The sequence below is a fragment of the Nocardioides gansuensis genome (assembly GCF_003076135.1).
Classification (GTDB): domain Bacteria; phylum Actinomycetota; class Actinomycetes; order Propionibacteriales; family Nocardioidaceae; genus Nocardioides; species Nocardioides gansuensis.
The window spans coordinates 164,770-185,148 of sequence record NZ_QDGZ01000007.1 but is presented as its reverse complement, the minus strand read 5'-3'; the positions used below and the strand labels follow the sequence as shown (position 1 = coordinate 185,148).

General features: G+C 72.0%; 20 protein-coding genes and 1 riboswitch. Of the genes, 17 read left to right on the top strand and 3 right to left on the bottom strand.

Translation table 11 applies throughout. The annotated features are described in order from the left end of the window. The first annotated feature begins 227 nt into the window (after positions 1-227). Together DDE18_RS16740 and DDE18_RS16735 are read left to right on the top strand one after the other, a co-directional pair. Positions 228-887, top strand: coding sequence for an aggregation-promoting factor C-terminal-like domain-containing protein (locus DDE18_RS16740; RefSeq protein ID WP_211754594.1), 660 nt, complete (start codon positions 228-230; stop codon positions 885-887). A 24-nt stretch (positions 888-911) separates the two neighbouring features. Further along, entirely contained in the window at positions 912-1,397 is a 486-nt protein-coding gene (locus DDE18_RS16735; protein ID WP_116573409.1) for an HIT family protein, read from the top strand. On the opposite strand, the gene DDE18_RS16730 is transcribed toward DDE18_RS16735, so the two are convergent. Further along, complete coding sequence (locus DDE18_RS16730; protein WP_281258398.1) at positions 1,394-2,785, bottom strand: class II fumarate hydratase; 1,392 nt, start codon at positions 2,783-2,785, stop codon at positions 1,394-1,396. The genes DDE18_RS16735 and DDE18_RS16730 overlap by 4 nt on opposite strands. A gap of 61 nt (positions 2,786-2,846) precedes the next feature. Then, entirely contained in the window at positions 2,847-3,545 is a 699-nt protein-coding gene (locus DDE18_RS16725) for a spermine/spermidine synthase domain-containing protein (protein ID WP_116573408.1), read from the bottom strand. Positions 3,546-3,639: 94 nt separating this feature from the next. On the opposite strand from DDE18_RS16725, the gene DDE18_RS16720 reads away from it, so the two are divergent. Beyond that, positions 3,640-4,068: a DoxX family protein gene (locus DDE18_RS16720; RefSeq protein WP_116573407.1), complete on the top strand. Its 429-nt coding sequence runs from the start codon at positions 3,640-3,642 to the stop codon at positions 4,066-4,068. A gap of 28 nt (positions 4,069-4,096) precedes the next feature. Here the strand turns inward: DDE18_RS16720 and DDE18_RS16715 are convergent, their stop codons facing one another. Further along, positions 4,097-5,803, bottom strand: coding sequence for a fumarate hydratase (locus tag DDE18_RS16715; protein ID WP_116573406.1), 1,707 nt, complete (start codon positions 5,801-5,803; stop codon positions 4,097-4,099). Between the two features lie 76 nt (positions 5,804-5,879). Between DDE18_RS16715 and DDE18_RS16710 the strand changes: the two genes are divergently transcribed. From DDE18_RS16710 to galK, 14 genes are all read left to right on the top strand, one after another. Continuing rightward, positions 5,880-6,581, top strand: coding sequence for a DUF1707 SHOCT-like domain-containing protein (locus DDE18_RS16710; protein WP_116573405.1), 702 nt, complete (start codon positions 5,880-5,882; stop codon positions 6,579-6,581). Between the two features lie 40 nt (positions 6,582-6,621). Continuing rightward, positions 6,622-6,731, top strand: a riboswitch (TPP riboswitch). Further along, positions 6,700-7,314 carry a thiamine phosphate synthase gene (locus DDE18_RS16705; RefSeq protein WP_165821206.1) on the top strand — a complete coding sequence of 205 codons (615 nt, stop codon included), beginning with the start codon at positions 6,700-6,702 and terminating at the stop codon, positions 7,312-7,314. It overlaps the preceding riboswitch by 32 nt. Further along, positions 7,314-8,354 carry an FAD-dependent oxidoreductase gene (locus tag DDE18_RS16700; RefSeq protein ID WP_211754593.1) on the top strand — a complete coding sequence of 347 codons (1,041 nt, stop codon included), beginning with the start codon at positions 7,314-7,316 and terminating at the stop codon, positions 8,352-8,354. Before DDE18_RS16705 ends, DDE18_RS16700 begins: the two co-directional genes overlap by 1 nt. Next, positions 8,351-8,539, top strand: a complete 189-nt coding sequence (thiS, locus tag DDE18_RS16695) for a sulfur carrier protein ThiS (RefSeq protein ID WP_116573403.1) — start codon at positions 8,351-8,353, stop codon at positions 8,537-8,539. The genes DDE18_RS16700 and thiS overlap by 4 nt, the downstream gene beginning before the upstream one ends. Beyond that, positions 8,532-9,299: a thiazole synthase gene (locus tag DDE18_RS16690; RefSeq protein WP_116573402.1), complete on the top strand. Its 768-nt coding sequence runs from the start codon at positions 8,532-8,534 to the stop codon at positions 9,297-9,299. Before thiS ends, DDE18_RS16690 begins: the two co-directional genes overlap by 8 nt. After that, positions 9,296-9,859, top strand: coding sequence for a thiamine phosphate synthase (locus DDE18_RS16685; protein WP_116573401.1), 564 nt, complete (start codon positions 9,296-9,298; stop codon positions 9,857-9,859). Before DDE18_RS16690 ends, DDE18_RS16685 begins: the two co-directional genes overlap by 4 nt. Next, positions 9,856-10,707 carry a hydroxymethylpyrimidine/phosphomethylpyrimidine kinase gene (locus DDE18_RS16680; RefSeq protein WP_116573400.1) on the top strand — a complete coding sequence of 284 codons (852 nt, stop codon included), beginning with the start codon at positions 9,856-9,858 and terminating at the stop codon, positions 10,705-10,707. The genes DDE18_RS16685 and DDE18_RS16680 overlap by 4 nt, the downstream gene beginning before the upstream one ends. Beyond that, positions 10,704-12,383, top strand: coding sequence for a phosphomethylpyrimidine synthase ThiC (gene thiC / locus DDE18_RS16675; RefSeq protein WP_116573399.1), 1,680 nt, complete (start codon positions 10,704-10,706; stop codon positions 12,381-12,383). The genes DDE18_RS16680 and thiC overlap by 4 nt, the downstream gene beginning before the upstream one ends. A 108-nt stretch (positions 12,384-12,491) precedes the next feature. Next, positions 12,492-13,856 (top strand): ABC transporter substrate-binding protein, encoded by a 1,365-nt coding sequence (locus DDE18_RS16670; protein ID WP_116573398.1) that lies wholly within the window; start codon positions 12,492-12,494, stop codon positions 13,854-13,856. Continuing rightward, positions 13,853-14,998 (top strand): carbohydrate ABC transporter permease, encoded by a 1,146-nt coding sequence (locus DDE18_RS16665; protein WP_245916787.1) that lies wholly within the window; start codon positions 13,853-13,855, stop codon positions 14,996-14,998. Before DDE18_RS16670 ends, DDE18_RS16665 begins: the two co-directional genes overlap by 4 nt. Continuing rightward, positions 14,995-15,909, top strand: a complete 915-nt coding sequence (locus DDE18_RS16660; protein WP_245916785.1) for a carbohydrate ABC transporter permease — start codon at positions 14,995-14,997, stop codon at positions 15,907-15,909. Before DDE18_RS16665 ends, DDE18_RS16660 begins: the two co-directional genes overlap by 4 nt. A 19-nt stretch (positions 15,910-15,928) precedes the next feature. Continuing rightward, positions 15,929-18,079, top strand: a complete 2,151-nt coding sequence (locus DDE18_RS16655; RefSeq protein ID WP_245916784.1) for an alpha-galactosidase — start codon at positions 15,929-15,931, stop codon at positions 18,077-18,079. A gap of 80 nt (positions 18,080-18,159) precedes the next feature. Beyond that, positions 18,160-19,245 carry an ABC transporter ATP-binding protein gene (locus DDE18_RS16650; protein ID WP_116573397.1) on the top strand — a complete coding sequence of 362 codons (1,086 nt, stop codon included), beginning with the start codon at positions 18,160-18,162 and terminating at the stop codon, positions 19,243-19,245. Between the two features lie 22 nt (positions 19,246-19,267). Next, positions 19,268-20,374: a galactokinase gene (galK, locus tag DDE18_RS16645; RefSeq protein ID WP_245916782.1), complete on the top strand. Its 1,107-nt coding sequence runs from the start codon at positions 19,268-19,270 to the stop codon at positions 20,372-20,374. Positions 20,375-20,379 lie beyond the last annotated feature (5 nt).

The window sequence follows — 20,379 nt, the reverse complement described above, 5'->3', positions numbered from 1 at the left end:
CGACCCGTGTGACGGATGTGGCGCCAGCCCGCAGTCGGACCGCTCCGGCGTTCGGCGTCGGGGTTTGCATGACCACGCGGCTTCCTGCATGGTTGCCCGTGATCGTTTCGTGATCAACGAGTGTCTCGGGGCCCGGTCCAGGGCCTGCTCGGCAGTGACGCGATCGAACCTCGGTCGGCAACCCCGGCCTGCGTTGCCCTGACGTCTACCCCCGTGAGTCCTTACCCGTGACGAAGCCCGAGAAGTACGTCCCCAAGCACCGCTCCCAGTCCACCCGCTCCACCCGCTCCACCCGCTCCACCCGCTCCACCCAGCGCGCCATCCGCACCACCGTCGTCCTCACCGGTGTCGCCGCCGCCGCCACCGGCGTCGCGGTGTCGGGCGGCGTGGTGGCCGCCCCGGTCACGGCCGCGCACGACCAGACCGACGTGGCCGTGCACGCCGGCGACGACACCGCGTCGATCCTGCAGGAGCGCGAGCAGGGGACGGTCGTGTCCCGCTCCGACCGCCGCGGCGACACCGACCCGGCCAAGGCCACCGCGCTGAGCAGCGTCGACGGGCCCGCCGTCGCCCGCAGCGAGGACCTCTCCGACGCGGACCCGCGCGACATCGCCAAAGCGCTGCTGCCGCAGTTCGGCTTCGACGCCTCGCAGTTCTCCTGCCTCGACTCGCTCTACGTCTCCGAGTCCAACTGGCGGGTCACGGCCGACAACCCCACGTCCTCGGCGTACGGCATCCCGCAGGCGCTCACCCAGCTGCACGACCTGCCGGCCGACTACATGACCTCGGCAGAGTCGCAGATCCGCTGGGGCCTGGGCTACATCCGCGACACCTACGGCACGCCCTGCAACGCCTGGTCGTTCAAGTCCGGCAACGGCTGGTACTGACCGGCGCCCGGCTACGGTCTGGCCGTGACGACTGACTACAAGGCCGACCGGGTCGGCTCTGCCCTCGCCGGCACCAACCCCACCGTCCTGGCCCGCCTCGACGCCGGCTTCGCCGTGATCGGGGACAACCAGCACCTGCCCGGCTACTGCGTGCTCATCTCCGACGACCCCGGCGCCGACCAGCTCACCGACCTCGACCCGGCCCGGCAGCTGGTGTTCCTCCAGGACATGGCCGTCCTCGGCCGGGCCGTCGCGGCGGTGTGCTCGCGCCGCGACCCGCAGTTCCGGCGGATCAACCTGGAGATCCAGGGCAACACCGACGCCTTGCTCCACGTCCACGTCACGCCGCGCTACGAGTGGGAGCCCGCGGACCTCGTCGGCTGGCCGGCGGCGCTGCACCACTGGGAGGGCAGGGTCGAGCAGCGCGACGCGCTGGGGGAGGAGTACGCCGACCTCCGGGCTGCGCTGATCGCCGAGCTCGGGGCCCAGCAGGCCCGGCGGCGCGGCTAGCGGGTCGGCGGGCGGGTCATCGAGGCCACGTCGAGGGCGGCGTCGAGCTGCTCGAGCGTCAGCACCCGGCGGTCGACGTAGCCCATCGCCAGCACGGTCTCGCGGATCGTCGAGCCCGTCTTCAGCGCCTGCTTGGCCACCTTCGCCGCCTCCTCGTAGCCGAGGTAGCGGTTGAGCGGCGTGACGATCGACGGGGAGGACTCGGCGTAGGCGCGCATCCGCTCCACGTCCGGGGTGATCCCGTCGACGCACCGCTCCGCCAGCAGCCGGGACGACGTGGACAGCAGCCGGATCGACTCGAGCAGGTTGCGCGCCATCACCGGCATCATCACGTTGAGCTCGAAGCTGCCGCTGGCGCCCGCCCAGGCCACGGTGGCGTCGTTGCCGACGACCTGGGCGCACACCATCAGCGTCGCCTCGGGGATGACCGGGTTGACCTTCCCGGGCATGATGCTCGAACCCGGCTGGAGGTCGGGGAGGTGGATCTCGGCCAGGCCCGTGGTGGGCCCCGAGGACATCCACCGGAGGTCGTTGCAGATCTTGGTGATGCCGACGGCGACCGTCCGCAGCACTCCGGACAGCTCGACGAGGGAGTCGCGCGCGCCCTGGGCCTCGAAGTGGTCGCGCGCCTCGGTGAACGGCTGGCCGCTGTCCTCGGCGAGCAGCTCGATCACGCGCGCGGCGAAGCCGGGCGGGGTGTTGATGCCGGTGCCGACCGCGGTGCCGCCGAGCGGCAGCTCCCGCACCCGGGGCAGCACGGCCTCGAGCCGCTCGCGCGCATACCTCGCCGTGGCGGCGTACCCCCCGAACTCCTGGCCGAGCATCACCGGCGTCGCGTCCATCAGGTGCGTGCGGCCGGACTTCACGACGTCGGCGAAGTCCTCGGCCTTGGCCGCCAGCGAGGCCTCGAGCACCGAGAGCGCCGGCAGCAGGTCCTCGACGACCGCGAGGGTCGCGGCCACGTGGATCGAGGTCGGGAACGTGTCGTTGGAGCTCTGCGACGCGTTGACGTGGTCGTTGGGGTGCAGCTCGACGCCGGCCCGGGCGGCGAGCGTCGCAAGCACCTCGTTGGTGTTCATGTTGGAGCTGGTGCCCGACCCGGTCTGGAAGACGTCGAGCGGGAAGTGGTCGTCGTGGTCGCCGGCCGCCACCTCGGCGGCCGCCGCCACGACCGCGCCGGCCTGCTCGTCGGACAGCACGCCGAGCTCGGCGTTGGCCCGGGCGGCCGCGGACTTCACCAGGGCCAGTGCCTGGATGTGCCGCCGCTCGAGGCGGGTGCCGCTGATCGGGAAGTTCTCGACGGCACGCTGGGTCTGGGCCCGCCACAGGGCGTCGACCGGCACCCGGACCTCGCCCATGGAGTCGTGCTCGATGCGGAAGTCGCTCACGGAGCGACGGTACCCGGATGCTACGTCTTGCCCCCGCCAGGCGGGGGCAAAACCTAGCGCGTCAGCCGACGGTGTGCCGTGCGACGACGAGGTAGTAGTGCTCCGGGCGGTCCTGGAGGAGGACGTCGTGGACCTGCTCGTCGACGTCGCCGAACACCTCGCGCATCGCCTCGACCAGCTCGGGGGAGTGGTCGGCCGACCAGACCGCCAGCACGCCGCCGGGGTTGAGCACGTCGCGGCAACGCTGCAGGAAGGCCGGCTCGTAGATGCCGGCGTTGGCGCCGTGCACGAGGTAGCCGGGGCCGTTGTCGACGTCGAGGAGCACCAGGTCGTAGGTGGAGCGGGCCTCGGCGATGGCCATCAGGATGTCAGCATTGACGATCCGCACCCGCTCGTCCGCGAGGATCGCGGGGCCGTGCGGCACCGTCCCGTCGCGCATCCAGCCGACCAGCGCCTCCTCGACCTCGACGACCACCACCTTCTCCACGCGCGAGTCGGCGAGCACCCGCTGGGTGGTGAAGCCCAGCCCCAGGCCGCCGACCACCACGTCGCGCGGGTGCTCGACGAGCTCCAGCGCCGCCGCGGCCAGCGCAGCCTCGGTGGTGGTCTCCAGCGTGTCCATCACGAACACCCCGTTGACCCGCAGCTCCAGGACGTGGGCGCCGGGCCCCGACGTACGACGCCTCAGCACCAGCTCGCCGCGCTCGGACTCGGCCCGGGCGATCTCGCCGATCTCGGGGTTCTCGACGTTCTCGGACATGTCCCCACCGTAGGAGGCGGTGATCTCTCAGGGAGCGCTCAGGTGCCGCTCCTAGCATCTGGATGAATCATCAACCACTTCGAAAGGTTTCCGCATGCTGCTCGGGAAGCGCATTCCTGCTCCTGTCCAGGACACCGTCCTGCTCCTCGCCCGGCTGGTCGTGGGCGTCGTCTTCGCCGCGCACGGCTGGCAGAAGTTCAGCGAGTTCGGCCTCGCCGGCACCGGCGAGAGCTTCGCCGCCATGGGCGTCCCGGCGGCCGGGGCCGCCGCGGCCTTCGCGGCCACGGTGGAGCTCGGCGGTGGCATCCTGCTCATCCTGGGACTGCTGACCCCGGTCGCCGCCGTGCTGCTCGCCCTCAACATGCTCGGCGCCTGGTGGTTCGTCCACCGCTCGTCGGGGATCTTCGTGGCCGAGGGTGGCTGGGAACTCGTCGCCGTGCTCGCGGCCGCGGTGCTGGTGATCGGGGCCGTGGGGGCCGGCCGGCTGAGCGTGGACCGCGTGCTGGCCCGACAGCGCGCCTGACCGCCCACGCCGCCGGGCTACCGCCGGGCTACTCCGCCGAGCGCACCCGGATGCCGGAGATCGGCACGGAGACGGCGCCGGAGGGGTCGGTGAAGAAGTCGTTGCCCTTGTCGTCGACGACGATGAAGGCGGGGAAGTCCTCGACCTCGATCTTCCAGATCGCCTCCATGCCGAGCTCCTCGTACTCCAGCACCGACACCGACTTGATGCAGTCCTGCGCGAGCCGGGCGGCGGGGCCGCCGATCGAGCCGAGGTAGAAGCCGCCGTGGGTGTGGCAGGCCTCGGTGACCTGCTTCGACCGGTTGCCCTTGGCGAGCATCACCATCGAGCCGCCTGCGGCCTGGAACTGGTCGACGTAGGAGTCCATCCGCCCGGCCGTCGTCGGTCCGAAGGAGCCGGAGGCCATGCCCGCGGGCGTCTTCGCGGGGCCGGCGTAGTAGACCGGGTGGTCCTTGAGGTACTGCGGCATCTCCTCGCCGGCGTCGAGGCGCTCCTTGATCTTGGCGTGGGCGATGTCGCGGGCGACGACCAGCGGGCCGGTGAGCGAGAGCCGCGTCTTGACGGGATGCCTGGAGAGCTCGGCGAGGATGTCGGCCATCGGCTGGTTGAGGTCGATCTTCACGACCTCGCCGCCGGCGATCTCGTCGGAGACACCGGCGTCGGGCATGTAGTGAGCCGGGTCGGTCTCGAGCTGCTCGAGGAAGACGCCCTCCGGCGTGATCTTGCCGAGCGCCTGCCGGTCGGCCGAGCAGGAGACCGCGATCGCCACCGGGCAGGAGGCGCCGTGGCGCGGCAGCCGGACCACGCGCACGTCGTGGCAGAAGTACTTGCCGCCGAACTGCGCGCCGATGCCGAACGCCCGGGTCAGCTCCTGCACCTGCTCCTCGAGCTCGGTGTCGCGGATGCTGTGGGCGCTCATCGAGCCTGACGTGGGCAGGTCGTCGAGATACTTCGCGGAGGCCAGCTTGGCGGTCTTGAGGGCGAACTCCGCGCTGGTGCCGCCGATCACGACGGCGAGGTGGTACGGCGGGCACGCGGCCGTGCCGAGCGAGCGGATCTTCTCGTCGAGGAACTGCATCAGGCGCGTCGGGTTGAGGACCGCCTTGGTCTCCTGGAAGAGGAAGGACTTGTTGGCCGAGCCGCCGCCCTTGGCCATGAAGAGGAACTTGTACTCCGGGACGTCCTTGGCGGGCGTGGAGTAGAGCTCGATCTGGGCCGGCAGGTTGGTGCCGGTGTTCTTCTCCTCGAAGGTGCTCAGCGGCGCGAGCTGGGAGTAGCGGAGGTTGAGGCGCGTGTAGGCGTCGTACACGCCGCGGCTGATCGCCTCGCCGTCGTCGGCGCCGGTGAGCACGCCCTCGGACTTCTTGCCCATCACGATCGCGGTGCCGGTGTCCTGGCACATCGGCAGCACTCCGCCGGCGGAGATGTTGACGTTCTTGAGCAGGTCGAGCGCGACGAACCGGTCGTTGCCGCTCGACTCGGGGTCGTCGATGATCTTGCGCAGCTGGGCGAGGTGGCCGGGCCGCAGGTAGTGGCTGATGTCGTGCATCGCCTCCTCGGTGAGCCGGCGGATCGCCTCGGGCTCGACCTTGAGGAAGGTACGGCCGTCGACCTCGACCGTGGAGACCCCCTCGGTGGTGACGAGGCGCCAGGGCGTCTCGTCAGCGCCGTTGCTGCCGTGGGTCGGCAGGAGGTCGGAGTAGTGGAATTCGGGACCGGCTGCGGGGGTGCTCACGAGGTGTCAGGGTACGCCGTGGGTGGGTCTGCCGACGCCCTGCCCCGTCCTCGGCCGGGCCGCTAGTCTGGCCTGCATGGGGGAGCTCCAGGGCAATCTCGGAGGCGGCGCCTCCGACGGCAGGGACCCGGCACTTCTGCGGATCTCCGACGCCGACCGGCACAAGGTCGCGGAGATCCTGCGCGAGGCTGCCGGGGAGGGTCGGCTCGACCTCGACGAGCTCGACGAGCGGCTCGAGGCCACCTTCGCCGCGCGCACCTACGCCGATCTCGTGCCGATCACCGCTGACCTCCCGGTGCGTCCGGGGCCGCACGCCCCGGCGGTCTCGGTGCCGCCGCCGGTCCCGGCCGGGTCGGCCCGCCGCTACGAGACCAGCCTGGCCATCATGAGCGGCCACGACCGCAAGGGCGTCTGGGAGGTCGGCACCCACTACAACGCGCTTGCGCTGATGGGCGGGATCACGATCGACCTGCGGGAGGCGATCTTCACCAGCCCCGAGGTGGTGATCAACGCCAGCGCCGTGATGGGCGGTGTCGACGTGGTCGTGAACGCCCGCACCCGGGTCGCCGTCGACGGCGTGGGCATCATGGGCGCCTTCGAGGAGGCCCGCTCGCGGGTGCTGCCCGCGTTCGACGCGCACTCGCCGCTGGTCCGGGTCCGGGGCCTGGCCCTGATGGCCGGGGTCACGGTGGTCCGCAAGCAGATGCCGGGCGAGCCGAGGCCCAAGCGGCGCCCGCGGCTCGACCCGCCACACCACCGCCACCTCCCCGGCCACTGAGCCGCGGTGTCGCCGAGCCGCGGAGGGCTGCTAGGTTCGGTCACGTCCACACGGGAGTCCGCGGCAGCGGGCTGAGAGGGAGCTGGAGCCGCTCCGACCGTCGCACCTGATCCGGGTCATGCCGGCGAAGGAAGTGATCTTCGTGCTCCCACGCCTCTTCTGTCTGGTCTCCTCGACCGACGACCTCGCGCTCCTGCCCGCCTTGGCGGGGGCGGGGGTCGAGGGCTTCCAGGTCCGCGACAAGTCCGCCACGACGGCCGAGCTGGTCGACCTCACCCGGGTCGTGCTGGACGCCGTGGCCCCGTACGGCGCCCGGGTGGTCGTCAACGACCGGGTCGACGTGGCGCTCGCGACCGGCGCGGCCGGGGTGCACCTCGGCGCGGACGACCTGCCCGTGGCGGCGGCCCGTCGGCTCGCTCCCGACCTGCTGATCGGGGCGACCTGCCGCGACGGCGAAGCCGTGCGGCGCGCGGCCGAGGAGGGCGCGAGCTATGCCGGCTTCGGCCCCGTGGCCCGCAGCGGTAGCAAGGCCGGCCTGCCGGAGCCGCTGGGCACCCGCGCCCTGGGCGAGGCGGCCGGCCCGCTCCCGCTCGTCGCCATCGGTGGCGTCGACGCACAGGTGGCCCGCGCGGCCCGGGAGGCCGGCGCGCACGGGGTCGCCGTGATCGCCGCCGTCTGGCGACATCCGGATCCGATAGCCGCAGCGAAGGAGCTGGTCCGGGCGGTCGCCTGATGAGGGTGCGGATCCTCGGGGCCGGGATCGTCGGTCTGGCGTGTGCCGACGAGCTCGTAGGGCGCGGTCACGACGTCGTCGTGGTCGACCCGGCCCCGGGCTCGGGCGCCTCGTTCGCCGCAGCCGGCATGCTCTGCCCCGGCGGCGAGGCGTGGCACGGCGAGGACGACCTGCTGGCGCTGTGCCTCGAGGGGGTCGCCCTGTGGCCGGAGTACGCCGGGCGGCTGGGCGTGCCGCTGACCCGCACCGGGACGCTCCTGGTCGGCCGCGACCACGGCGACCTGCAGCTGGTCGAGCGGCAGGCCGAGCTCCTCGCCGGGGCAGGCGTGGCGATCCAGCCGCTGACCCGCCGCGAGCTGCTCGCTGCCGAGCCGGGGCTGGACCCTCGGGCGGCGGGCGGCGCCGTGCTGCCGCACGACCAGGCCGTCGACCCGCGCGCCGTCGTGGCCGCCCTGCTGGCCAGGCTGGGGGAGCGGGTCGTGTCGCCCGGCTCGCCTGCTGCAGTGCCGGCCGAGGTCGAGGTGCTCGCGACCGGCGCCCGCCTCCCCGCGCCGTACGACGCGCTCGTGCGCGGCGTCCGCGGCGAGATCCTGCGAGTGGCCACCGACGACCCGCCGGCCCACGTCGTGCGCGGCTGGGCGCGGGGCGAGCCGGTCTACGTGGTGCCCCGGCCGGGGACCCGGGAGGTCGTCATCGGGGCCACGTCGGAGGAGCACGACGAGCCCCCGGTGGCGACCGTCGGGGGCGTGCGGCGCCTGCTGCTGGCCGCCGTCGACCTGGTCCCCGCCCTCGACCGCGCCGAGCTCGTCGAGGTGACCGCACGCGACCGCCCCGGCACGCCGGACAACCTGCCGCTGGTCGGACCGTCCGGGGACGACGGCGTGCTGCTCGCCGCCGGTCACCACCGCCACGGCGTGCTGCTCGCCCCGCTGACCGCCGTGCGGCTCGCAGACCATCTCGAGTCCGGCGCCGTCGACGCGCGCCTGGACCCCCGCCGCTTCTCCCCATCCCCGCCCACCACCGAAGGGAGCACCCGATGAGGATCACGCTCAACGGCCGCGTCGAGGAGCGGTCTCCCACCACCCGGGTGGCCGACCTGCTGCCCGACCCACGAGGCTGCGCGGTCGCCGTCAACGGCCAGGTGGTGCCCCGTGAGCACCACGCCGCCCACCTGCTCGCCGACGGCGACGTCGTCGAGGTCGTGACGGCGGTGCAGGGTGGCTGACGCGCTCACGATCGCGGGCCAGGAGCTGTCTTCCCGCCTGCTGCTCGGCACCGGCGGACTGCCCCGGCTGTCGCTCCTCGACGACGTGCTCGACGCGGCCGACCCCGGGCTGGTGACCGTCAGCATCAGGCGCACGTCGGGCACGGGCCCAGGCAGCCTTCTCGACACCCTCCAGCGACGCGGCATCCGGATCCTGCCCAACACCGCCGGCTGCCTGTCGGCGCGCGAGGCCGTGCTGACGGCCCGGCTCGCCCGCGAGGCCCTGGAGACCGACTGGGTGAAGCTCGAGGTCATCGGTGACGAGGCGTCCCTGCTCCCCGACGCGCTCGGGCTGGTGGAGGCCGCCGAGGAGCTGGTGCGGGACGGGTTCGTGGTGCTGCCCTACGCACCCGCGGACCCCGTCCTGGCCCGCCGGCTCGCCGACGCCGGCTGCGCGGCCGTGATGCCGCTGGGCTCGCCGATCGGCTCCGGGCTCGGCCTGCTCGACCCGCTGGCCGTCGAGTCCGTGGTGGCGGCGGTCGACGTGCCGGTGGTGCTCGACGCCGGCATCGGCGCGCCCTCCGACGCGGCCCTGGCGATGGAGCTGGGCTGCGCCGCGGTGCTGGCCGCGACGGCGGTCACCCGTGCCGACGACCCCGTCGAGATGGCGCGGGCCATGCGCCTCGGCGTGGACGCGGGGCGTGCCGCGCGGCTCGCGGGGCGCATCCCGCGGCGCGCGACCGCCCGCGCGTCGAGCCCGGTCCTGGGGAGGGTCGGATGAGGGTGCCGAAGGTCGTGCTGCTCACCGACCGCTCCCAGCTGCAGCTCGGCCGGGCGCTGGTGCGCACGGTCCGTGAGTGCGTGGACGCGGGCCTGGAGTGGGTGGTCGTGCGCGAGCACGACCTCGGCGCCGAGGCCCGGCACGCGCTCGTCGAGGCGCTGGCCGGCATCCCGTCGCTCACCACGATCACCTCCCGGATCCCCGACCCGGCCGCCCACGGCCTCCACGCCGGCGGCAGCCAGGCCGCCCCGGCCGCCGGCCCCTGGGGCCGCAGCTGCCACTCCCGCGCCGACGTCGCCCGCGCGGCGCAGGAGGGAGCGCGGTGGGTGACGCTGTCGCCGTACGCCGCGAGCGCGAGCAAGCCGGGCCACGGACCCGCCCTGGCCGACGGTGACCTCGAGAGCCACCCGGCGCCGGTGCTCGCGCTCGGCGGCATCGACCCCGGCAACGCCGCGGATGCGCTCGCCGCCGGCGCCCACGGAGTCGCGGTGATGGGGGCCGTGATGCGGGCCGACGAGCCGGCCGACGTGGTCGCCCGGCTGCTGGAGGCCACCCGGTGAGCCCGCCCGTCGTGCTCTCGGTCGCGGGCACCGACTCCGGCGGGGCAGCCGGGATCGCCGCCGACCTGGCCACCTTCAGCCACCTCGGCTGCCACGGCGCCTGTGTCGTCACGGCCGTCACGGCGCAGGACACCACACGGGTGCACGCGGTGCACCGGGTGCCGCTCGACGTGGTCGCCGCCCAGGTCGACGCCGTGGTCGCAGACCTGCCCGTCGCGGTCGTCAAGACCGGGATGCTCGGCGGTGCCGACGTGGTCGACCTGGTCGCCGACCGGCTCGGACACCTGCCGCTCGTGGTCGATCCCGTGCTCGTGGCCACCAGCGGTGCCGAGCTCGGCGACGCCGCCGTCGTCGCGGCGTACCGCGACGTCCTGCTCCCGGTCGCAGCCCTGTCCACGCCCAACCTCGCCGAGGCCCGGGCGCTCGCCGGCCGCGACGGCCCACCCGCCGAGCTGGCGGCGCGGCTGGCCGACCTCGGCGGCGCGGTGGTCGTGACCGGCGGGCCCCAGTGGCAGCCGGGGGACCAGACCGCCCAGTGCACCGACTGGCTGTGCCTCCCCGGCGGCCGCCCGGAGCCCCTGGCGCATCCGGGGGTCGCCACCACCCACGACCACGGCACCGGCTGCACCTACAGCAGCGCCCTCGCCGCCGCTCTCGCGCAGACACGCGGACACAACCCCGCTCCCGGACCCGGGTCCCCGCACGACCCGCGCTCGGCCGGGGCACTTGTGTCCGCGTGTCTCCGGGCTGCGGACTACGTCACCAGCCAGCTCACCACCAGCAGCACCTGGACCCTCGGCCGCGGCCGGGGCCCGATCGCCCACACCACCGACAGGAGTCACCGATGACCGTCCACGAAGCCCACACCCGCATCACCCGAGGAGAGCTCGGCGTGCCGTTCACGCGCGTCGACCTCACCAACGGGGAGACGCACGAGCTCTACTGCACCAGCGGCCCCGGCTCCGTCCCCGAGGCCGGGCTGCCCCGGCTGCGGGAGGCGTGGATCGAGGAGCGCGGCGACACCGAGCCCTATGCCGGTCGCCGCACCGACCTGCGCGACGACGGGCGGGCGGCGCTGCGGCGCGGGGCCGCCAGCGAGGAGTGGCAGGGCGAGCGGGTCGCGCCCCGCCGCGGCCAGCACGTCACCCAGATGCACTACGCCCGGCGCGGTGAGGTGACCCGGGAGATGGAGTACGTCGCGCTGCGCGAGGGCTGCGACGTCGAGCTCGTGCGTCGCGAGGTCGCCGCCGGGCGGGCCATCATCCCGGCCAACGTCAACCACCCCGAGCTCGAGCCGATGATCATCGGCCGGCGGTTCCTGGTGAAGGTCAACGCCAACATCGGCAACAGCGCGGTCACCAGCAGCATCCGCGAGGAGGTCGACAAGCTCACCTGGGCGGTCACCTGGGGCGCGGACACCGTGATGGACCTGTCCACCGGCGACGACATCCACACGACGCGCGAGTGGGTGCTGCGCAACAGCCCGGTGCCGATCGGCACGGTGCCGATCTACCAGGCCCTCGAGAAGGTCAACGGCGAGGCGGACAAGCTCACCTGGGAGATCTTCCGCGACACCGTCATCGAGCAGTGCGAGCAGGGCGTCGACTACATGACGATCCACGCCGGTGTGCTGCTGCGCTACGTGCCCATGACCGCCAACCGGGTCACCGGCATCGTGTCCCGCGGCGGCTCGATCATGGCCGGGTGGTGCCTGGCGCACCACGAGGAGAACTTCCTCTACACCCACTTCGACGAGCTCTGCGAGATCTTCCAGCAGTACGACGTGAGCTTCAGCCTCGGCGACGGCCTGCGGCCCGGCTCCACGGCCGACGCCAACGACGAGGCCCAGCTGAGCGAGCTGCGCACCCTGGCCGAGCTCACGAAGCGCGCGTGGGAGTACGACGTGCAGGTCATGGTCGAGGGCCCCGGCCACGTCCCTCTCGACCTGGTGGAGGAGAACGTCGTCCTGCAGCAGGACTGGTGCCACGGCGCGCCGTTCTACACGCTCGGTCCGCTGGTCACCGACATCGCGCCGGGCTACGACCACATCACCTCGGCGATCGGCGCGGCCACGATCGCCTGGCACGGCACGGCGATGCTCTGCTACGTCACGCCAAAGGAGCACCTCGGCCTGCCCGACCGCGACGACGTGAAGACCGGTGTGATCACCTACAAGATCGCCGCCCACGCCGCTGACGTCGCCAAGGGCCACCCGCGAGCCCGCGAGTGGGACGACGCGCTGTCGAAGGCCCGCTTCGAGTTCCGGTGGCGGGACCAGTTCGCACTGGCGCTCGACCCGCAGACCGCGGAGGCCTTCCACGACGAGACGCTGCCGGCCGAGAGCGCCAAGACGGCGCACTTCTGCTCGATGTGCGGGCCGAAGTTCTGCTCCATGCGGATCAGCCAGGACGTGCGCGAGAGGTTCCGCGAGAAGTCGGCCGAGTTCGTCGAGTGGGGCGGCACGATCTACGCAGAACCCGCCTCGCGGGCGGCGGTCGTGGACATTGCCAGCGCACCCGAGTAGAACTCTTGTCCATACTGTGACGGCGCTCACAGGGGGCCGTCCGGGCTCGGAGAGCCGGCAGCCCGGTGTCCAGGGGGCCCGTCGCACCATGCGAAGAAGGGATGGCACATGCGCACAGGGAACAGGCGTCGCGTCGCCGCGCTCGGCCTCGGCCTGGCCGCCGCGCTGACCACCACGGGCTGCCTGCAGTCGCCGGTGGGAGGCCAGGGTGAAGGAGCTGGTCTCAGCGGCTTCGTGGACAACGCCCAGGCGGACGGCGACGGCAAGGTCGTCGTCCTCGGTGCCTTCGGCGGCGTCGAGCAGGAGTCCTTCGAGGCGAGCATCGCGGCCTTCGAGGAGGAGTCCGGGATCGATGTCGAATACACCGCCGACCAGGACTTCACGACCACCATCAAGACCCGGGTCGGCAGCGGTGACAGCCCCGACATCGGCATCTTCCCGCAGCCGGGCGGCCTGGCCGAGTTCGTCGACGAGGGAGCCGTCCAGCCCATCGACACCTTCCTCGACTACGACGCGCTCGACCGCACGCTCGTGCCGGGCTTCCTCGACTTCGCGCGCTTCGAGGGCCGCGTCTACGGCGCCCCGATGCGGATGGCGGTCAAGAGCGTCGTCTACTACCCGAAGAAGGCCTGGGAGCAGGCGGGCCACCCGACCGAGTTCGAGACCTACCAGGACCTGATGAAGTTCAGCCAGGACCTGGTCGACCAGGGTGAGACACCCTGGTGCATGGGCTGGGAGTCGGCCCAGGCCACCGGGTGGGTCGGCACCGACGGACTCGAGCAGATGGTGCTGGTCACCGCCGGCCCCGACGTCTACGACCAGTGGGTCGACCACCAGATTCCGTTCAGCGACCCGGTCATCGCCACGGCACTGGACGCCTATGGCGAGATCGCCAAGGGCGAGGGCATGGTGCTCGGCGGCAAGAGGGCGATCCTCAACACGCCCTTCGCCGAGGCTGGCCTGCCGATGTTCGACCAGGCCGGTCCCAAGTGCTGGATGGAGCGTCAGGGCAACTTCGCCATCGGCTTCTACCCGGCCGAGATCCAGGACGTGCTGGACGAGGAGCTGGGCGTCTTCAAGTTCCCACGCTTCGAGGGCGGGTACGACGGTGACCCCACGCTCGTCGGCGGCGACTACGCCGCGGTCTTCAACGGCAACGACGAGGACGTCCAAGAGTTCATGCAGTTCCTCAGCTCCGACCAGTTCGGCGCCGAGTGGGCACAGGCCGGCGGCTGGCTGTCCCCGCACGCGACGTTCGACGGCAGCCACTACCCCGATGACGTCACACGGGCGATCGCCGACATGGCCTACCAGGCCTCGGCCACCAGCTACGACGCCTCGGACCTGATGCCGAAGTCGGTGGGCTCGGGCACCTTCTGGACCGAGATGGTCAAGTGGATCGACGGCGCCTCGACCCAGGAGACCCTTGACGCCCTCGAGGAGAGCTGGCCCGCGGAGGGTGAGGAGCAGTGACCGCCCGGAGTGTGGAGACGACGAGCGGGCCGGATCCCACCGAGAGCCGCGAGATCTCGGCGCCCCGGGGGGCCGACCCGGTCAAGCTGGGCATCGGCATCGTCGGCATGGTCGCGGTCGCGTGGCTGGTGGGCAACCTCTTCCTGGCCTTCGCCTACTACCCGGAGTGGTTCGCCAACAGCAAGATCCTGATCGGCGCCCTGGCGCTGGTGGCCGGCGTGGGCGGCGCCTACCTCTTCTTCCTGTTCCTCAACATGGCGGTGGAGGGGTTGCCCGAGCGGATGTCCGAGAAGGCGACGCCGTACGCGTACCTGTTCCCGGGCTTCGGTGCCATCGCGCTGATGCTGCTCTACCCGACGATCCAGACGATCAACTACTCCTTCGCCAACGCGGACAGCACGGAGTACGTCGGCCTGCAGAACTACCAGGACATCTTCGGCTCGCAGGAGTTCCGCGACTCGATCCTCAACAACGTCCTGTGGCTGCTGATCGTGCCGGCCGTCACCGTGGCGATCGGCGTGGTGGTCGCAGTGCTGGCCGACAAGCTGACGCCCCAGGGCGAGAAGATCGCCAAGAGCGTCATCTTCGCGCCGATGGCGATCTCGTTCGTCGGTGCCTCGGCGATCTGGCTGCTCGTCTACGCCTTCGACACGACCGGCCTGCTCAACGCGATCTGGGCCGCATTCGGTGGTGACCCCGTCGCCTGGCTCAACACGTCGACGGCGCGGCTCAACTCGATCCTGATGATGGTCATCCTGATCTGGCTCCAGGTCGGCTTCGCGATGATCCTGCTGTCGTCGGCGATCAAGGGGGTCCCCGAGGACACGATCGAGGCCGCTCGCATCGACGGCGCCACCGAGCTCCAGATCTTCTGGCAGGTGGTCATCCCCCAGATCAAGGGCACGATTATCACCGTGTTCATCACGGTGCTGATCCTGGTGCTCAAGGTCTTCGACATCGTCTACGTGCTGACCAACGGCAACTTCAAGAGCAACGTGATCGCCAACCTGTTCTTCAACCGGCTGTTCGCCGACGACCAGGCCGGCCAGGCCGCGGCCATCGTGGTGATCCTGTTGATCGCGGTCCTGCCGGTGCTCTGGTACCAGGTCCGCCACTTCAGGGAAGAGGAGGCAGGACGATGAGCACGACGTCCGCCAACGTCACGACGGCCACCGTCGAGAAGAAGCCCAGCCGCAGGCGCAGGATGAGCGACGGGCGGCCACGCAGCATCTTCGCCATCGTCGTCATGGTGCTGCTCTGCCTCCTGTGGACGATGCCCACCCTGGGGCTCCTGGTCACCTCGTTCCGCACCCGCGAGGACGCGGCGAGCACGGGCTGGTGGAGCGCCCTGCTCAACCCCATCACGGCCAACTGGACGACAGCCAACTACTCGGGTGTCTTCGAGGGCCAGGACATGGGGACGGGCTTCATCAACAGCCTCGTCGTGGCCATCCCGGCCACGGTCATCCCGATCATGTTCGCCGCGTTCGCGGCGTACGCGTTCTCGTTCATGGACTTCCGGGGCAAGGACCTTCTGTTCGTGTCGATCGTGGCCGTGATGGTGGTGCCGATCCAGGTGGCCTTCGCGCCGATGCTCGACATCCTCGGTCCGCGTGGGCTCGGCATCTCGGGCCAGTACATCTCGGTCTGGCTGCTGCACACCGGCTTCGGTATGCCCCTGGCCATCTACACGATCCGCAACTACATGGCGACCCTGCCGCGCACCGTGATCGAGTCGGCCAAGATCGACGGGGCCACCCACTTCCAGACCTTCTGGAAGCTGATCGTGCCGATGTCGGTGCCGGTGATCGCGGCGTTCGCGATCCTGCAGTTCCTGTGGGTGTGGAACGACCTGCTGATCGCCAAGCTGTTCCTCAACTCCGGGAACGCCACGGTGATCGTCCAGCTGCAGCAGCTGCTGGGCACGCAGGGCCAGGGGGCCGAGCTGCTCACGGCGGGCGCGTTCGTGTCGATGGTGCTGCCGATGGCGGTCTTCTTCGCGCTCCAGCGCTACTTCGTCCGAGGCCTCACCTCGGGTGCGGTGAAGGGGTGAGTGCCGAGAAGATGGTGCGGTGACCTTCGCACCTGTCCACCTGATGCGGGAGGGCGTGAGCCTGGTGCTCACGCCCTCTCCGTCGGGAGAGCCCGTCATCGCCCACTGGGGCGCCGCCCTCGGACCGCTCGATCCCGAGCAGCTCGCCGCGCTCGGCGCCCTGCATCGGCCCGGGGTCCCGCACTCTGCGCTCGACCGGCCCCGCTGGTCCGGCGTGGTGCCGCAGGTGGTCCGCGGCTTCAGCGGCACCCCGGCCCTCGAGGGGGTCCGGCCCGGCGCCACCTCCGGCCCCGTGGCGCCTCGCCTCGACGACTGGAGCGTCGCCGACGACGACGCCGGCACGTTGACCCTGACCGGCTCCGACCGCGAGGCGGGCTGGGACGTGGAGGTGACCCTCTCCCTCGACGAGGGCGGGCTGCTGACGGCTCGCACCCGGGTGACCAACTCCGGTGCCGGGCCGCTGCAGCTGGTGGCCGTACGCACGGTGCTCCCCGTGGCGCCGCAGGCCACCGAGCTCCTCGACCTCACCGGACGGTGGACCCGCGAGCGCCACCCGCAGCGGCATCCGTGGGTCCAGGGCACCCACGTGCGCGAGTCGCGGCACGGCCGCACCGGCCACGACGCCTCGCTGGTGATGGTGGCCGGCGTCCCGGGCTTCGGCTTCGGGCACGGCGAGCTCTGGGGCGTGCACACCGCCTGGAGCGGCGACCACACGACGTACGCCGAGCGCACGCCGGAGGGCGAGTGCGTGCTCGGCAGCGGTGAGCTGCTCGGTCCGGGCGAGGTCGTGCTGGAGCCGGGGGAGTCCTACACATCGCCCCGCGTGCTCGGGTCCTACAGCGTCGTCGGGCTGGACGGGATGGCGGCCCGGCTGCACGCCGCGCTGCGGGCGCAGTCGCCCCGCACGCGCAGTGTGCGGCCCGTGGTGGTCAACACCTGGGAGGCCGCATACTTCGACCACGACCTCGACCGGCTCGGCGCCCTGGCCGAGGCCGCCGCCGAGGTCGGCGCGGAGCGGTTCGTGCTCGACGACGGGTGGTTCCTGGGCCGCCGGCACGACCGGGCCGGACTCGGCGACTGGCAGGTCGACCCGGAGGTCTGGCCCAAGGGGCTCCACCCGCTCATCGAGCGCGTGCACGCGCTGGGCATGGACTTCGGCCTGTGGGTGGAGCCGGAGATGGTCAACGAGGACTCCGAGCTGGCCCGGGCGCATCCCGACTGGATCCTGCGCGGGCGCACGGCGCTGCCGGAGGAGTGGCGGTTCCAGCAGGTGCTCGACCTGCAGGTGCCCGAGGCCTATGCGCACGTGCGGGACGGGCTGACGGCACTGCTCGACGACTATGACATCTCCTACCTCAAGTGGGACCACAACCGCGACCTCGTCGACGTCTCCCACGCCGGGCGGCCGGCCGTACACGGGCAGACCCAGGCGCTCCACCGGCTGCTCGACGAGCTCCGCGAGGCCCATCCCGCCCTCGAGATCGAGAGCTGCGCCAGCGGGGGAGGACGGGTGGACGCCGAGATCCTGGCCCGCACCGACCGGATCTGGCCCAGTGACACCATCGACGCGCTCGAGCGCCAGCACCTGCAGACCTGGACGTCGATGCTGGTGCCGCCGGAGCTGATCGGCTCGCACATCGGCGGGCCCGTCGCCCACACGACCGGCCGCCGGCACAGCCTCGGCTACCGGGGCGCGACCGCCCTGCTCTTCCACCTCGGCATCGAGTGGGACCTCTCCCGCATCACGCCGGACGACCGGGCCGCGGTCCGCGACTGGGTCGACCTCCACAAGCGGGTCCGGCCGCTCGTGCCCACCGGCCGGCTCGTGCACGCGGACCACCCCGACCCCGCGGTCGTGGTCACCGGCCTCGTCGCCGAGGACGCGGGTGAGGCCTGGTACGTCGCGGCGACGGTCGCCGCGACAGCGACCCAGCACCCGGCCGCGGTCCGCCTGCCCGGCCTCGCTGCCGACGCGACGTACCGCGTGACGGGCGAGACGCCCCGGGGACGCGCGCTGCACGACGACGCGCACCGGGCCGACCTCGCCACCTCGTGGCTGGAGAGCGACGGGCTCGTGGTCCCCGGCGCGGTGCTGGGCAGCCTCGGGGTGCGTCTGCCCGTCCTGTCACCTGAGACGGCGCAGGTGATCCGGGCGGTCCGTGTGCACTAGTGTGAGCGACGTCACCTCTACGGTGGCGTCACTTCACTACGGATCGTCCGGCACGTACCTGCCGGTGAAGGAGTTCAGTCATGGGTGTTGTTCGTTTCGAGAAGGCGCAACGGTGGTATCCCGGAGCCGATGAGCCGGCGGTGCCGGGCCTCGACCTGGAGATCGAGGACGGGGAGTTCATGGTGCTCGTCGGGCCGTCCGGCTGCGGCAAGTCAACCTCCCTGCGGATGCTGGCGGGGCTGGAGGAGGTGAACTCCGGTCGCATCTTCATCGACGACCGCGACGTCACCCATGTGGCGCCGAAGGACCGGGACATCGCGATGGTGTTCCAGAACTACGCGCTGTACCCGCACATGTCGGTGCGCGACAACATGGCCTTCGCCCTGAAGATGGCGAAGATGCCGCAGGCCGAGCGCGACAAGCGGGTCGCCGAGGCGGCCAAGATCCTCGGTCTCGAGCAGTTCCTCGACCGCAAGCCGAAGGCACTCTCCGGTGGCCAGCGCCAGCGCGTCGCGATGGGCCGCGCGATCGTCCGCCAGCCGCAGGTCTTCTGCATGGACGAGCCGCTGTCCAACCTCGACGCGAAGATGCGCGTGCAGACCCGCACGGACATCGCCAAGCTGCAGGCCGACCTCGGCGTCACCACGGTCTACGTCACCCACGACCAGGTCGAGGCGATGACGATGGGGGACCGGGTGGCCGTGATGAAGCTCGGCGTCCTCCAGCAGGTCGACACTCCGCTCAAGCTCTACGACAGCCCCGCCAACCTCTTCGTCGCCGGCTTCATCGGCTCGCCGCAGATGAACCTGATCGAGGCGACGGCCGACGAGAGCGGCCAGGCCCGCCTCGGCAACTACCTGGTGCCCGTCGACCCGACGGCCTCGAAGAAGATGAGCGGAAAGATCACCGTGGGCGTGCGTCCCGAGGCGTGGCGCATCGTGTCCGCCGAGGAGGGTGGCCTGCCGGTGAAGGTGACCGTCGTCGAGGAGCTCGGCGCCGACGCGTTCGTCTACGGCACCTGCGACGTCGAGGGCACGCCCGGCAACGTCATCGTCCGCGCCCGCGACCGCTACTCCGTGCACAAGGGCGAGACGATCTACGTGACCACCGACCCGCACCACGTGCACGTCTTCGACACCGAGACCGGCGAGCGCCTGTCTGACTGATCAGCAGCCGGAGACATCGCCTGTGGCGACGTGGCGTGCCCCCGGTCGGGTCAACCTGATCGGGGAGCACACCGACTACAACGACGGCTTCACCCTGCCGTTCGCCATCGCGGCGTCCTGCACGGCGACGGTCCGGCCCGGAGGCGACGGCCTCCGGGCCGGCTCGGCGCAGGTGGACGGCGAGGTGGCCATCCCCCTCACCGGTCTCGCCGAGGCTCCCGCGGTCCCCGACTGGGCGCGCTACGTGCTCGGCGCGGCCTGGCTCCTTCGCGACCGTGGCGTCGACGTGCCGCCGCTCGAGGTGACCGTCGACAGCGACGTGCCGTCAGGCGCGGGACTGTCGTCCTCGGCCGCGGTCGTCTGCTCCGTCGTCACCGCGCTCGACGACGCCCTGGGCCTTGGCCTGGCGCCCGACGAGCTCCTCGCCCTCTCCCGCGCGGTCGAGAACGACGTGGTCGGCGCGCCGACCGGCGGCATGGACCAGCTGGCCTCCCTGCGCAGCCGGGAAGGGCACGTGCTCTTCTGCGACATGCGCGACCTCGCCGCCGAGCCCGTGCCGTTCGACCTCGGCGGGGCGGGCCTGGCCCTGCTCGTGGTGGACAGCCGGGCCCCGCACGCCCACGCCGACGGGGAGTACGCCGCGCGGCGGCGGGGCTGCGAGGCGGCCGCTGCCGCGCTCGGCGTACCCGCCCTGCGGGACGTCGTGATCGACGACCTCGACGCCGCGCTGGCGCGGCTCGACGGGGTGGGGGCGGAGGAGCAGCGGCGCTACACCCGCCACATCGTCACCGAGGACGCACGCGTGCTCCAGACCGTCGAGCTGCTGCGTGCCGGGCGGGTGCGGGAGATCGGGCCGCTGCTCACCCAGTCGCACGTCTCGATGCGCGACGACTTCCGGATCACGGTGCCGGAGGTCGACACCGCCGTGGAGGTGCTGCTGGCCGGCGGCGCGCTGGGTGCGCGGATGACCGGCGGCGGTTTCGGCGGCTGCGTGATCGGGCTGCTCGAGGCCGAGGCCGTCGAGAGCGCCGCGGCGCAGGTCGAAGAGGCTTTCGCCGAGGCCGGCTTCACGCCGCCTGTGGCGTTCACGGTCACGCCGGGTCCGGGCGCGCACCGGGTCGACGGCTGACCCCG